10 protein-coding genes and 2 pseudogenes are annotated in these 14,925 nt (G+C 31.9%); 2 read left to right on the forward strand and 10 right to left on the reverse strand.

Features of this window, described 5'->3' with window-relative positions; all coding sequences use genetic code 11:
- Positions 1-41: 41 nt before the first annotated feature.
- The 4 genes from CLMAG_RS18775 to CLMAG_RS18790 all read right to left on the reverse strand — a co-directional run bounded on the left by CLMAG_RS18775 (position 42) and on the right by CLMAG_RS18790 (position 4,718).
- Complete coding sequence (locus CLMAG_RS18775; protein ID WP_082832001.1) at positions 42-2,297, reverse strand: xanthine dehydrogenase family protein molybdopterin-binding subunit; 2,256 nt, start codon at positions 2,295-2,297, stop codon at positions 42-44.
- Positions 2,290-2,775 (reverse strand): (2Fe-2S)-binding protein, encoded by a 486-nt coding sequence (locus tag CLMAG_RS18780; protein ID WP_066626201.1) that lies wholly within the window; start codon positions 2,773-2,775, stop codon positions 2,290-2,292. Before CLMAG_RS18780 ends, CLMAG_RS18775 begins: the two co-directional genes overlap by 8 nt.
- Positions 2,776-2,790: 15 nt before the next feature.
- Complete coding sequence (locus tag CLMAG_RS18785; protein WP_066626203.1) at positions 2,791-3,666, reverse strand: FAD binding domain-containing protein; 876 nt, start codon at positions 3,664-3,666, stop codon at positions 2,791-2,793.
- Between the two features lie 176 nt (positions 3,667-3,842).
- Entirely contained in the window at positions 3,843-4,718 is an 876-nt protein-coding gene (locus CLMAG_RS18790) for an NAD(P)-dependent oxidoreductase (RefSeq protein WP_066626205.1), read from the reverse strand.
- 370 nt (positions 4,719-5,088) lie between these two features.
- On the opposite strand from CLMAG_RS18790, the gene CLMAG_RS18795 reads away from it, so the two are divergent.
- Both CLMAG_RS18795 and CLMAG_RS18800 read left to right on the forward strand, forming a co-directional pair.
- The gene (locus CLMAG_RS18795; protein ID WP_066626207.1) at positions 5,089-5,985 is read left to right on the forward strand and encodes a LysR family transcriptional regulator; all 897 of its coding nucleotides are present in this window, start codon (positions 5,089-5,091) and stop codon (positions 5,983-5,985) included.
- A 330-nt stretch (positions 5,986-6,315) separates the two neighbouring features.
- A pseudogene (locus CLMAG_RS18800) lies at positions 6,316-7,676 on the forward strand (MFS transporter).
- Positions 7,677-7,803: 127 nt separating this feature from the next.
- On the opposite strand, the gene CLMAG_RS18805 reads toward CLMAG_RS18800, so the two are convergent.
- The 6 genes and pseudogenes from CLMAG_RS18805 to CLMAG_RS18830 all read right to left on the reverse strand — a co-directional run bounded on the left by CLMAG_RS18805 (position 7,804) and on the right by CLMAG_RS18830 (position 14,915).
- A complete protein-coding gene (locus CLMAG_RS18805) occupies positions 7,804-8,172 on the reverse strand; it encodes a DUF1667 domain-containing protein (RefSeq protein WP_066626213.1) in 369 nt (122 codons plus the stop codon).
- Between the two features lie 2 nt (positions 8,173-8,174).
- Positions 8,175-9,434: an NAD(P)/FAD-dependent oxidoreductase gene (locus CLMAG_RS18810; protein ID WP_066626214.1), complete on the reverse strand. Its 1,260-nt coding sequence runs from the start codon at positions 9,432-9,434 to the stop codon at positions 8,175-8,177.
- A 53-nt stretch (positions 9,435-9,487) separates the two neighbouring features.
- Positions 9,488-10,921, reverse strand: a pseudogene (locus CLMAG_RS18815) (FAD-dependent oxidoreductase); the annotation flags it as partial.
- A 15-nt stretch (positions 10,922-10,936) separates the two neighbouring features.
- Positions 10,937-12,430, reverse strand: a complete 1,494-nt coding sequence (gene glpK / locus CLMAG_RS18820) for a glycerol kinase GlpK (protein WP_066626217.1) — start codon at positions 12,428-12,430, stop codon at positions 10,937-10,939.
- 58 nt (positions 12,431-12,488) lie between these two features.
- Positions 12,489-13,535, reverse strand: a complete 1,047-nt coding sequence (locus CLMAG_RS18825; RefSeq protein WP_066626219.1) for a PocR ligand-binding domain-containing protein — start codon at positions 13,533-13,535, stop codon at positions 12,489-12,491.
- 318 nt (positions 13,536-13,853) lie between these two features.
- Positions 13,854-14,915, reverse strand: a complete 1,062-nt coding sequence (locus CLMAG_RS18830; RefSeq protein WP_066626220.1) for a response regulator transcription factor — start codon at positions 14,913-14,915, stop codon at positions 13,854-13,856.
- Positions 14,916-14,925: the final 10 nt, after the last annotated feature.

The raw sequence follows: 14,925 nt of genomic DNA on the forward strand, positions 1-14,925 counted from the left end.
TAAAATGCTACGTCTTCTAAATATATAGATTGTCTATAAAACTAATAATTTAATTTTTCTACTACTTTTTCAAGTGTTAAAGGTACTTCTGTAAACCTTACACCTGTGGCATTATATACAGCGTTTAAAATTGCCGGAGCCACTGGAATCAATGCAGGTTCACCTACACCTTTTGCTCCAAAGGGGCCTGTCTTTTCTTCACTTTCTACTATTATTGGATAAATTTCAGGTGTATCTTTTGCAGTATAAATTAAATAATTAGAAAAATTTAAGGTTTTCATTTTTGCATTTTCCACCTTTAAATCTTCAAGAATACCAAGTCCCATACCCATTAAGCATCCACCTTCTATTTGGCCTTCTACCATACGTCTGTTAATTGCCTTTCCTACATCGTGAGCTGCAACAATTTTTAACACCTTAATCTCACCTGTGTACGTATTAACTTCAACTTCTATGAAATGTGTTGCAAAAGCATAGGTTGCAAATGGTATCCCTTGCATTGTTTCAGCATCAAGAGAAGTTGTATCTGGATTAAAATATCCACAGCCTAATACCATTATTCCCTTAGCTGCACAATTATTTAATATTTTCTGTATGGTTATACTATTATTTTCATCCTTATTTGAATAAGCTTTTTTATTTTTTAATATAATTTCGCTTTTATCCACATTTAATAATTCTTCAGCGATCTTTAGTAATGTTTCTTTTGCCATCTCAGCAGCCTTCTTACAGGCATTACCAGATATATATGTTTGTCTGCTTGCAGAAGTTGCTCCTCCGTCAGGAGTGGAACCTGTATCTGCTGAAACGATGTTTACATCTTCATAGTCAAGGCCTAAGGTTTCTGATACAATTTGGCACATTACTGTATTGGATCCTTGTCCTATATCTGCACATCCAGCTAAAACTGTCACCGAACAATCTTTATGCACCTCTAAAAATGCTGAGGCTGGATTTGGAAGTCCCGTATTTCCTATTCCATACCACATACATCCTATTCCTACTCCTCTTTTCTTTATACATTCTAAATCTTTATTATTATTGAATATAACTTCTTCAGCCTTCTCTTTAGCTTTTTCTAAAGTCTCTACAATTCCAACACTGCCTTCTAATTTTTGCATAGTACTTGTATATGAACCAACTCTAAGCGCATTTTTTATTCTTATATCATAAGGACTCATATTTAATTTTTCAGCTAATAAATCCATTTGTTGTTCATGTGCAATTGATACTTGTGGGACTCCAAAGCCTCTAAAAGCACCAGCCATTGGATTATTAGTATATACCATAGTAGTCTTAATCCTAATATTAGGTATTTCATAAGGTCCTGTAGCATGAACCATGCCCCTTGTAACTACTGCTGGTCCATAGGATGCATAGGCACCTGAATCCTGTAAAAATTCTGCCTCCATAGCCAGTATTTTTCCATTTTTATCTGCTCCAGTTTTGTATTTCATGACATGTGGGTGTCGTTTAGAGGATACTTCCATAGATTCTTCCCTTGTGTAAACAAGCTTTACAGGTCTCTTGATATGATAAGTCACCAGTCCAACAAAGCATTGAGTAGAAATATCTAGCTTACCGCCAAACCCTCCTCCTGTCACAGCTTGTACCACTCTAACCTTAGACTGAGAAAGGCCTAACATTCTTGCAACCTCTCCTCTGTCAAAATGAGGATTCTGCGTAGATGCCCAGATTGTCAGTATTCCATTTTCATATTTTGCCACACCGGCTTCCGGTTCTATAAACATATGTGCAAAATAATTTGTTTTATATGTTTTTTCTACTATTACATCACATTTTTTAAAGGCTTCATCTACATCACCTTTTATCAGACTTTTGTTTTCTAAAATATTGGTATCTCCATGAATTTTTAATGAACCCTCTTTTAATGCCTCATCTATAGTGGTTATTACAGGTAATTCTTGATAGTCAACCTCTATTAGATCTAATGCTTCTTCTGCAATTTCTTCTGTTTCTGCCGCAACAACGGCTAAAGCATCACCAAATCTTCTGATTTTATCCTCTACTAGTACAGGCTCATCTTTTATAATTATTCCTACTCTATTTTTTCCTGGGATATCCTTACTAGTTAATACGCAAACAACTCCTGGCAGTTTTTCTGCCTTACTAGTATCAATGTTTTTTAATATGGCATGTGCCACCTTACTTCTTAAAATCTTAGCATACAACATACCTTCAAAACTAATGTCTCTAGCAAACAAAGCTTTTCCTGTAACTTTAGGGATACCATCTTTTTTTTCAACATTTTTCCCTATAACATTAAAGTCACTCACATATATCACCCTTTTTCTGTGCTGCTGCAATTTGAACTGCATCTATAATTTTTTTATAGCCTGTACATCTACATAAATTACCTGAAATAGCTGTTTTAATTTCCTCTACAGTTGGATTGGGTTTTCTAGTTAGCAATGCCTTTGCAGAAAGTATCATTCCAGGAGTACAAAATCCACATTGAACAGCTCCTGCATCCAAAAATGCCTGTTGAAGTATATCTAATTTTCCATTTTTTTCAAGACCTTCTATTGTTATAACTGAACATCCATCCACCTGTGGTCCTAATATACAACAGGACGTTACTGCCTCTCCATCTAAGATAACAGTACAGGCTCCACATTCACCTTCAGAACAGCCTTCCTTTACACTTGTAAGTCCGAACTCCTCTCTAATTACATCTAATAATCTTTTATTAGGATTAATCTCTGCTGAAACATCTTCTCCATTTAAATTAAAAAATATCTTTACTTTTCCCATAATTATAACTCCTCGTTATTTTAGTTCTGGACAAATCCTTTCAAATACATCTAATGCAATTCCCTTTACAGCATATCTTTTATGTGGAATTAAATTTGTAAAAGGTGATTTTTCAAGATTGTTAACTGTAAACTTAGAAATTTCATCTAAACATTTTTCAATATTTTCATTATTTATTTCTTTACCTATCAGAATGGTTTCCGCTGCTTTTGCCCTACATGGATTTCTTGAAATTCCACCAAGAGAAATTTTAATATCTTTACATTTACTTTCACCTGGTATTCTTTCAAGGATTATTCCTACACTTACTACAACTATTGCTAGTGCACTTCTTCTTCCTAATTTTTTAAAGCCTGATACTGTATTACTATTGGGTATTCTAAAAAATATTTCTTTTAGCAATTCATCCTTATATATAACAGCATTCCCATTATTTCCAAAAACGTCATTGATATTTACTATTCTTTCTTCTTTAGAACCTTTTATAACACAATTAGCATCTAATGCACATAAAGCAGCAACTGAATCTGCAGCAGCTGATGAATTCATAATATTTCCACCTATTGTACCTAAATTTCTTATTTGCGTCGAACCAACATCTCTACAAGCCTCAGCTAATATTTTAGCTTTGCCATTTATTATTTCACTTTGTTCTATTTTAGAGTGAGTTGCCATAGCACCAATTTTAATAATATTATCCTTTTCTTCTATATAACTAAGCTCTTTGATCTTTTTTAAACTTATAAGATTGTTTGGCTGTATTATTTTTTTTCTTAATTTAACAATTAGATCAGTTCCACCTGCCAAAAGATAAGTATTTTCATCACACAAGTTTAGCATATCAATAGCTTCTTTAATATTTCTTGGGCTGTAGTATTGAAATGAATCCATCTTATAACCTCCTTTATTGCATTAATCGTCATTTGTATTTTTCATTTAGGTTGCTATTAATTTTTAATATTTTTGCTTATTTTTAAATAATTGTTTATGATTATATAATTTTTATTAATTTGTAAAATAATTTTATTTAAAATTAATATTTTATCAATCAAGTTAATTTGTTTAATCTAAATATTTAACCATTTTTCATAAATCTTTATTATTGACGAAATATCCTCTTTTCCCAAACCTTCACTTCGTGCCATTTCATACATCTGTTGAGTTAAATTGCCCATAAATAAAGGTAATTGTAAATCTCTAGCAGTATCAACTGCTAATTGTAAATCCTTATATTGCAGATCTACCATAAATCCTGGATCAAAATTTCTTTCATGTATAAATTTCTTGTATTTTGAAGTTAATGCATAAGAATTACCCGAACTTTTACTCATAACTTCATAAAGTATTTCTGGATCTAAACCTGCTTTAGTTCCTAATGTAAGTGCCTCACATACAGCTACCATATTTGCACCTAAAAGAAGATTATTTACTAGTTTCACAGTATCGCCTGCACCTACATTACCTACATGGTAAATCTTTTCACCTATGCACTTTAAAATTGACATTACTTTATCAAACACTTCTTTCTTACATCCAGCCATAATAGTCAATGTTCCTTTTTCCGCACCAACTGATCCCCCACTAACAGGAGCATCCACTACTTCTACCCCCTTTTTTTCACTCTCCTCAGCAATTTCTTTAATAGCCTTTGGAGTAATACTACTTAGATCAATTATTACAGTTCCTGCTTTAGCTCCTTGTAAAACTCCATTTTCCCCCAAAATTACATTTTTAACTATTTCTGAATTAGGAAGTGAAGTCATAATTATATTGCATTCTTCTGCAACTTCCGCTGGATTTTTTCCAATTAAAGCCCCTTTTTTTTCAAACTCTTTTACAATTTTTGTTGATCTATTATAAACCTTAAGTTCATGTCCACTTTTTAATATATTATTAGCCATGTTTCTACCCATGACTCCAAGTCCTATAAATCCTATTTTCATAGCTATCCCTCCAATTTTATATTTAACAACAACCTATCCTTATTACAAATAAATAATAAGCACAATATTTTTTCAAAATACATTGACTTATTATTTATTTTTATATTTTTCAGCCAATGTGAGTACTGATACTTAAAAGTATTGGTCGAGTTATATTTTCGCTATTTTTATCCAATTGTAAAATAGCATCAATTTTAGCATTTCATCAATAACAGTTATCTTTAATTAGAAAATCATTAACAAAACTAACTTCATATTGATAAATTTTCATTTTTTATTTATTATTATAACAAAAACATATGTATATGAAAAATATTTATTATATATACATTCATATAAAAAACATATGAATTTAAAGGAGAGAAGATATATGGATATTAGACAACTTAAATATTTTCTGACAGTTGCTGAAGAAGGTCAAATAACATCTGCTGCTAAGCGGTTAAATATATCCCAACCCCCACTTAGCCAACAATTAAAATTATTAGAAAATGAATTAGGAGTTCAATTACTTATAAGAAACAGCAGAAATGTAGAGCTAACAGAAGCGGGTATTATACTTAGAAATAAATCTGAACAAATAATAGAATTAACAAAATCCGCCATTAGAGAGTTAACCGACTTAAATAAAGGCTTTAAAGGTACCTTAAATATAGGTACTGTTGGTTCTTGTGATGTTAAAATTTTACCTAAAAAAGTATATGATTTTCGTCAAAAATACCCAAACATAGATTTTCAAGTTTGGAGAAGTGATAGTTTTAGAATAATGGATTTGTTAAATAACGGAATATTAGATATAGGTTTTGTACGAGCTCCCTTTAATTTAAAGTTATATGACTCTGTATTGATCGAGGACAAAATATCAAAACATTATATAAACGACCCTATGGTAGCTGTTGCTAAACACGAATTCTATAAGGAAATTTCCGAAAAAAAAATATCTTTAGAAGAACTAAAAAACAGCCCTTTAATAATCCATAGAAGATATGAAAATATTATAATAGATGCTTGCACAAAAAAAGGCTTTGTTCCAAATATAGTATGTAAAAATGATGATATTGTGTCTTCTCTTACTTGGGCTAATGCAGGAATTGGTATAGCTATAGTTCCAAAAACCTCATCAGACTTAATGTACAATTCAGATTTAGAAATTAAAGAAATTACAGAACCTGCCATGGAGTCGAAGAGCTATTTAATATGGATAAAAAATCGATATCTATCAAATATTGCTCGTAACTTCATAGAAAGTTTTAGAGTAGAAAGCTAGTAACTCTAATTTTACCAAAATGAAAACATAGTCATATTTTATATATATAGATTAATATGTAAAAAATATTTTTCATATAGATTTTTTTTTGTTATAATTAAAACAATTTATTAATAAATTAATTGTTTTTTTAACAAATTAATAATATTTAAAATTTATTTTAAGAAAATGTTAAAATAACAAATTTCTTTAAGGCCTAAAGATGCTTAAAATTATTAGGAATATATTATGGAGGTAAAATGAATATAAAATTTATAAAGTTATCGAAAATTAGTTGTACAAACTGTTTGATAAACATGAATAATTAAATTATACGAGAGGTGAACATCTATGAATAGTATTTCGCAAAGAATTGAAAAATTGCCAGTTACCCCATGCTCCGAAAAGTTTTATTTTTAACTGGTATCGGTTGGCTATTTGATGCCATGGATCAAGGGATGGTCTCTGGTGTTATGGCCGCAATTGGTAAATCATGGAATTTAACTCCTGCTGACTTAGGTTTATTAGGCAGCGCTTCAGCGGTGGGAATGGCTATTGGTGCCGCTATTGCTGGAATGGCAGCTGACAAATGGGGCAGAAAAGCAGTTATTACCTTTACTCTCATATTATACGGATTAGCTAGTGCTCTCTCTGGACTTGCACCTAATTTTGAAGTATTATTGCTTTTTCGTTTTTTAACAGGATTAGGTCTAGGTGGAGAATTGCCCGCAGCATCTACTTTGGTTAGTGAATTCTCACCAGCTAAAGCCCGTGGCAAAATGGTTGTTTTATTAGAGAGCTTTTGGGCCTGGGGATGGATAGTTGCCGCTTTAATAGCTTATCTTTTAATTCCTATTTATGGCTGGCGTATTGGATTTTTCTTGGGAGGAATACCAGCACTATACGCAGCTTATATGAGAAAAAATATTCCTGAATCTCCTCGATACTTGGAACAAAAAGGACGTCTTCAAGAAGCAGATGAAATTGTAAGCATAATGGAACAGCAAGCAGGAATAGCGGGCAAAAAATCCCGCCTAATTAATCATCCTGAAGAAAAAAAGAAGAGCATTATCACGATTTTGGATCTATTGGCTCCAAGCTATATTAGACGTACCTTTGTGTTATGGGTTCTATGGTTAGGTATTAATTTTGGTTATTATGGGTTTGTTTTATGGACTCCTACTCTCCTTGTAGGCAAAGGATTCAGTTTAGTAAAAGGTTTTGAATTTACATTAATTATGAGCATTGCTCAACTACCTGGATATTATAGTGCAGCCTATCTAATAGAAAAAATTGGTCGTAAGTTGGTTTTAGTAGTATACTTAATAGGCACTGCATTATCTGCATATCTATTTGGTCAAGGTGCCTCCGTTACTGCCATTCTTACTTCTGGCTGCCTGCTTTATTTTTTCAGTCTAGGGGCTTGGGGTGCAGTATATGCTTATACGCCAGAAGTTTATCCTACAAGGGTTAGAGGCAGTGGAACAGGCTGGGCAGCTGCTATTGGCCGTATTGGCGCAATCACCGCTCCTTATATAGTTGGTTTAGTATATCAGATTAAAGGTAAAGAAGCTGGTTTTACTTATGTCTTTCTTATGCTGACTATGGTTTTTGCATTGGTAGCAATAGTAGTTGCTATAGCAGGTGTTGAAACTAAGGGGCAAACTCTGGATGAGATTAATGAAATTTCTACAGATGAGAAAATTTCATAACATATATTTAATAAGTAATAAAATAATTTACGCAACAAAATTCACATTTTGTTGTATAAATTATTTTTCTCCTACTCACACCGCTGTGCATACTGCTCTGATACACAGCGGTTCTTTAAATAGAAAACTACTTTGACTCTACATCTCTAGTAGCTATAATATTCACACCAGTACCTGCTGCATTTGCTAATATTACATCATTTATTTTAACAGGCGCCTCCACTTCTATACCCTTAAGTAAATCTAGACATCCAAAAATCATATTTTTAGGAATATCGCCTTCAGTTTTTACAGAAACTACATTCTCTATTCCACCCTTTACTTTTACAGAAGATGTTACGATTCTAGTAGGATTAGTGCATTCTTTTTCTCCATAGATTGCACCTCTCTTACAGGTATTACCTGTTACACTTTTTACCGTTGTTCCTTCTAGTTGTACTTGTAAAAAACATCCTATTGGGCATCCTATACAGGTTAACTCTCTCATAGTACTCATATCTATTCTCCTTCTACCTTTATAGTTATTTTCTTACACTCCGTATATTTGTCCAACATTTCCTCTGTAATTTTTACTGTTTCCATTTCTCCAGGTGTAAGAATTCTCTTCTTTATATGCATTTCTCTTATATCATCAAAATATACAGATACATAACTATTTTCAAATACATCCCCAACTCTAAATCTTACATCCACAGCTTTTTCAACATTTTCTGGATTAATACAAGCTGGAACAGTATACCTTACTCCACCAGTTGCTATCATTTCTATCCCTTCATTTACAAACTTTTTACCCTTTACATATTTAGCAGAGTTTATTCCTGCAGCCATACTTTCTGTAGTAACATTGTCCACTAAATCATGTACATGCAATACATTACCACAGGAGAATACTCCTTCAATATTTGTCTGTAGACTTTCATTTACAAAAGCTCCTGAAGTAATATTAGATAACTTTACTCCTGCTTTTTTTGAAAGATCATTTTCCGGTACAAGTCCTACAGATAAAAGTAATGTATCACAAGAAATAAACTCTTCAGTTCCCTCTATAGGTCTTCTATTTTCATCAACTTTACATATTGTGATACCTTCAACTCTATCTTTACCTTTTATATCTGTTACAGTGTGTGCGAGCTTAAGTGGAATGCCATAATCATCTAAACACTGAACAATATTTCTCTTTAACCCTCCTGAATAAGGCATTAATTCAACTACTGCTTTTACTTTTGCCCCCTCAAAGGTCATTCTTCTCGCCATGATAAGTCCAATATCTCCTGAACCAAGAATGACTACTTCTTTTCCCGGCATATATCCTTCTATATTTACAAACTTCTGAGCAGTACCAGCAGAGTATATTCCGGCACATCTGCTGCCAGGTATATTTATTGCTCCTCTTGGTCTTTCTCTACACCCCATAGCTAAAATAATAGCCTTTGCTTCAATTTGAAGAATTCCATCTACATCATTTACTGCAGTAATTTTTTTATCTTCCGTCATATCAATTACCATAGTGTTTAATTTATATGGAATCTTTAGTTCCTTTGCTTTATTTATAAATCTTTCTGCATATTCAGGTCCTGTTAGTTCTTCTTTAAAGGTATGAAGTCCAAATCCATTGTGAATACACTGGTTTAGTATTCCTCCAAGTTTATTATCTCTTTCTAAAATCAGTATATTATCAATACCCTCTTCTTTTGCTTTTATTGCAGCTGCAAGGCCAGCTGGACCACCACCGACAATTACAATATCATATTGTTTCATTATGTTAACCTCCAATAATTATTCATAGATTGAAGCAAGATCTTAATATATTATTATTCCTTTATTTTTCCTACTAATATATTTGAGTCACTACCGAATTTAGTTACATCAATAGGTGCTATAGTTAATTCTCTTGCCAATATATCCACTATCTTAGTTGAACAAAATCCTGCTTGGCATTGTCCCATACCTGATCTAGTTCTTCTCTTTATCCCGTCTAAATTTCTTGCCCCTAAAGGTCTTCTAATAGCATTTACAATCTCTCCTTCAGTTACAGTTTCACATCTACATACAATTCTTCCATAAGCATTGTCTTTAGCTATTAGCTCTTCTCTTTCTTTATTGTTCATTTCTCTAAATTTTGGTATACCCTTTCTAACAGGATTAAAACTCTTATTCATGTTTGGAGAGAATTTCTCTACAACAATTTGCTCTACCATTTCAGCTATAGCAGGAGCACTTGAAAGTCCTGGTGATTCAATTCCTGCAACATTTATAAAGTTTTCTACATCCTCTGCTTCTCCTATTATAAAATCATTTACTTCTGAGTGAGCTCTAAGACCTGCGAAAGAAGTAATAATCTGTCTCATAGGAATTTGTTCAATTGTAGTCTTTGCTTTACTTAATATATCACCTATTCCCTCCTGAGTTGTTGAAATGTTATCTTTATCCTCAATATCAATGGAATTAGGTCCTATCAATAAATTGCCATCAACAGTTGGTGTAACAAGTACTCCTTTTCCCATCTTAGTAGGCAATTGAAATAAAGTTCTTACAAAATTCTTTCCTGCATCCTTTTCAAATAAACAATATTCTCCCTTTCTCGGTATAATGTTGAACTTATTTTCACTAACCATATTATTTATACTGTCTGCAAATAAACCTGCTGCATTAACAATTGACTTTGTTTTAAAATCACCTTTATTTGTATATACTGTAAATCCAAAATCTGTTCTTTCTATATCTTTCACTTCTGTTTCAAATTTAAATTCTACTCCATTTGTACACGCATTTTCTGCATAAGCAATAGTCATTTCATAAGGACAGACGATTCCTCCAGTTGGCGCATATAGAGCAGCCACTACATTGTCAGATATATTAGGTTCTAGAACTTTTACTGCATCTCTTTCCAATATTGTCAAACCTGGAACATCATTTTTTTCACCATTACTTTTTAATTCCTTCAACTTATCCTTATCATCTTCATCAAAACATAATACCAATGAACCATTTCTTTTAAAGGGGAAATCCAATTCTTTAGATAGATCATCGAACATTCTATTAGCTCTTCCATTCAACTTTCCCTTTAAAGTATTAAACTTTGCATCATAACCAGCATGTACAATCCCGCTATTTGCCTTACTTGTTCCATTCGCTACATCTACATCCTTTTCAACCACACAAGTTTTTAGATTATATTTAGATAGTTCTCTAGCTATACTACATCCTATTACACCTGCTCCAACAATAACTACATCAAACATTTTATACCTCCTTAAATTTTAAGCATTACACCAATTCATTGATCTTTTTACTGCTGCATGCCAATTCGATAGTAAATCTTCTCTTTTTTCTTCTTCCATGTTGGGTTTAAAACTTATTGAGATTTCTCTATTTCTTGCAATATCCTCTTTATCCTTCCAATATCCCACAGCTAAGCCTGCAAGATAAGCTGCTCCTAAGGCTGTAGTTTGTATAACCTTAGGTCTATGAATTGTAACATTCAGGATATCCGCATGAAATTGCATAAGAAAATTATTAGCACTTGCCCCACCATCTACATTTACATTTTTTAATTTAATACCTGAATCCTCTTCCATTGCTCTTAGTACGTCATAAGTTTGATATGCCAAGGCTTCTAAAGTAGCTCTAATTATGTGTTCTTTTCTGCTTCCCCTTGTAAGTCCAACTATAGTCCCTCTTGCATAAGGATCCCAATAAGGTGCACCAAGGCCTACAAAAGCAGGTACCATATAAACCCCATTAGTATCTTCTACTGCTTTAGCATAATCCTCTGTATCTTCTGCTGTTTTTATCATTCTCATTTCATCTCTTAACCATTGAATAGAAGCTCCTGCCATAAATACACTTCCTTCAAGAGCATATTCCACCTTATCATTCATCCCTACTGCAATAGTAGTTAATAACCCATTTTTAGATTTTACTGCTTTTTCTCCTGTATTGATTAATATAAAGCAACCAGTCCCATAGGTATTTTTAGCAGTTCCTTCATCAAAACAGGCCTGTCCAAATAATGCAGCCTGTTGATCTCCTGCATCTCCGCATATTGGAATCGATCCACCAAATAATACTTCATCTGTCTCTCCATAAATACAACTAGATGGCTTAACTTCTGGAAGCATTGACTTAGGAATGTCTAATACTTGTAATAATTCTTCATCCCATGTTAAATCATATATATTATAAAGCATAGTCCTAGAAGCATTGGTATAATCGGTTACATGAACCTTTCCCTTTGTCAGATTCCAAATTAGCCATGTATCTACATTTCCAAATAATAGGTTTCCCTTTTCAGCTTCTATTCTGGCTCCTGGTACATTGTCTAAAATCCATTTGATTTTTGTTGCTGAAAAATAAGCATCTAACATTAATCCTGTTTTTTCCCTTATTACTTTATCCATGCCCTTTTCTTTTAATTGATCACAAATTTCAGCTGTTCTTCTGCACTGCCAAACTATAGCATTGTACACTGGAATTCCTGTTCTTTTGTCCCAAACTATAGTAGTTTCTCTTTGATTTGTAATCCCAATTCCAGCTATATCCTTTGCTTGTATATTACTTTTTGCCATTGCTTCTGTGGCAACGCCAAATTGTGTAGCCCATATTTCCATAGGATTCTGCTCTACCCATCCTGACTTTGGATATATTTGACTGCTTTCTTTTTGAGCAGAACTAATTATATTTCCGCCTTGATCAAAAATAATACATTTTGATCCTGTGGTTCCCTGATCGAAAGCCATTATATATTTCCCCATTATTACACCCCTTTTTATATAACCTTTAATAATTGCTTGATATGTTAATTTAAAGACTTTATAAATTATTCATTTGTTGTGTTATTGATAAAACTTCTTCTACGCTAGCGTTTATTTCTTGAATAGCCGAAGATTGATTTTCCGTAGCATTCAATGTATAATTCGATGTCTCAACAGTTATTTTTATAGAATCTTGGATATTAGACATAAGTTCACTAATCTTAATAGCCGTTTGTTTTGAATTATCTGAGAGTTTTCGTATTTCTTTTGCTACAACACTAAATCCTCTACCAGATTCACCAGATCTAGCAGCCTCAATTGCAGCATTTAAACCTAACATTTTAGTTTGATCAGCTATTTGCTTTATAAATCCTAAAATTTCATAGATTTCAACAGATGTTTTTTGTATATCGTCAATTTCACTATTTAAGGAATGTTGATTTTCTGAAACATTAATCGACGACATTGAAACCTCCTCTACTGCACTAGATATTTGACTTAAACCATTGTTAATAACTTTAGACATATGTTTTAACTTATACTGCTCATATCCAAGTTTAGATAATGTATTGGCAACCATATATAAGACTTCTGCTGCTGATTCCACTCTTTCTTTTTCTACAACATTAATCTTTCTTAAGGCTTCTATATACTCATTTGAATCTACACCTATTTCCTTAGCTATCTCCTTAAACTTATTTTCATCCGGTGGTGAAGTTATTATTTGCCCTCCTAACATAGTTCCAATTTGTCTTTCGCATAATAAAATTGGCGCAGCATAATCAGTTAACCCTGCATGACAAGTATAAATAGATGGTCTTTTAGTTTTTACTGCAATTTCTCCACCCTTACGATCACATTCAATACATCTACTGTTGCCAATATGAGTTTTACGTGTAAAATCTATACAAAAGCTAGTAAAACAACTTGGCTTAGTTATAGGTATTCCTTTATTATTTGTAGTAATACTAGTCATTCCTACACTTCTTGCAAAATTATCCTGAAAACTTTGTAGAAAATTTAAATCTATTACATCTTCTAATTGTAAATCATTCAAATCTTTATCCTTTACCTCATCAACTATAATAGATGCTTCTTTTCTCATTACACACCTCCAGATATAATTCTCTTAGCAATATTTTAATTATTATTTGAAAAATATAAATATTTTCTTATTTGTTTTTATACATAAATGATACAATATAAATCTGAAAACCTTATCAAACTATTTTGTTGTATTTCTGTATATTATTGTTCAATATAAAAAATACGAACTTTTAAAATTTGTACTTTTCTGTTTTAGATAGTATTTTTTTGTCTTTTTATAATTCTAGACTTTATATTTTAGAATCTTAAAACAACATATTTTAAGACGCTAAAAAAGCCCAGACATTTTATTAATCTGGACTTTCTCAAATATTTACTAGTAATTCTTATTTCTATATTTTGTAGGTGTCACACCTTCTACCTTTTTAAAGATTTTAGTAAAATAGCCACACTCATAATATCCAAGTTCTGCTGCTATATTTACTATTGGTATATCTGTATTTTTAAGCATTTCTTTAGCTTTCTCTACTTTATATTTTGTTACATAAGTTGTAAAATTCATTCCCATTTCTTTTTTAAATAGTTTGCTAAAGTAATAAGGACTCACGTTAGAAATACTAGCCATCTTCTCTAAGAACATTTCCTCTCTATAATTTTCTTCAATATACTTCAGAGCTGGTTCTAAAACTCTATTTAGATGATTTAACTTTTTATTATCACTTTCTTCTATTTTTATTTCTTTTTCTATTGTTTTGTCAAATACTAGTACTAAAATTTCATGTATATAAGTAGAAATAGATTCTATATTCTCAAGAGATTTAAGTTTATAAAAACACTCTTCTTCATTTATCCATTTATCCTGTCTCAACTTAAATTTTAAGGCTACCTTAATGATTCTTTCTAGAAGTAACTGAATTCTTTCCCTAAAGTAATCTATATTTTCGTTACTTGAGATAACATAACTTTCTATAATACTATTCAATAAAGTTTCAGCCTCATTCTCTTCTTCAGATATGATTTTATCCATTAACAATAATTCTTTTTCTTTGATTTTACTCTTATTAATTTTTAGGCTATCAATTTGAACACTTAGAGCTTTTAATAAATTATCAGCTTTTACCGGTTTTAAAATATAATCATTTACGCCTAAAGTTAAAGCTTTATGAATTAGATCAAAATCATCATATGCAGTGAGCACAATAATTGCTTTATTTTCGTTTCTATTCTTAATAATTTCTGAAGCCTTTATCCCATCTATCCCTGGCATTTTTATATCCATAAATATTATGTCAGGATCTAATTTTCCATCCAGTTCTATAGCCTCTCTACCATTTTCAGCTTCTCCAACAATTGTTACTTGATCTTTAAATTGTTCTAACATTATTTTCAGCGCTTCTCTTTCTAAACTTTCATCATCAACTAATAATATTTTATACATCTCAGATCTC

This window comes from Clostridium magnum DSM 2767 (assembly GCF_001623875.1).
In the GTDB taxonomy this organism is placed as follows: domain Bacteria; phylum Bacillota; class Clostridia; order Clostridiales; family Clostridiaceae; genus Clostridium_AM; species Clostridium_AM magnum.

Bases quoted from the DNA above. Each gene is read 5' to 3' on its own strand.
- CLMAG_RS18780 (WP_066626201.1), bottom strand. From the start codon at position 2,775: ATGGGAAAAGTAAAGATATTTTTTAATTTAAATGGAGAAGATGTTTCA.
- CLMAG_RS18785 (WP_066626203.1), bottom strand. From the start codon at position 3,666: ATGGATTCATTTCAATACTACAGCCCAAGAAATATTAAAGAAGCTATT.
- CLMAG_RS18790 (WP_066626205.1), bottom strand. From the start codon at position 4,718: ATGAAAATAGGATTTATAGGACTTGGAGTCATGGGTAGAAACATGGCT.
- CLMAG_RS18795 (WP_066626207.1), top strand. From the start codon at position 5,089: ATGGATATTAGACAACTTAAATATTTTCTGACAGTTGCTGAAGAAGGT.
- CLMAG_RS18805 (WP_066626213.1), bottom strand. From the start codon at position 8,172: ATGAGTACTATGAGAGAGTTAACCTGTATAGGATGCCCAATAGGATGT.
- CLMAG_RS18810 (WP_066626214.1), bottom strand. From the start codon at position 9,434: ATGAAACAATATGATATTGTAATTGTCGGTGGTGGTCCAGCTGGCCTT.
- glpK (WP_066626217.1), bottom strand. From the start codon at position 12,430: ATGGGGAAATATATAATGGCTTTCGATCAGGGAACCACAGGATCAAAA.
- CLMAG_RS18825 (WP_066626219.1), bottom strand. From the start codon at position 13,535: ATGAGAAAAGAAGCATCTATTATAGTTGATGAGGTAAAGGATAAAGAT.
- CLMAG_RS18830 (WP_066626220.1), bottom strand. From the start codon at position 14,915: ATGTATAAAATATTATTAGTTGATGATGAAAGTTTAGAAAGAGAAGCG.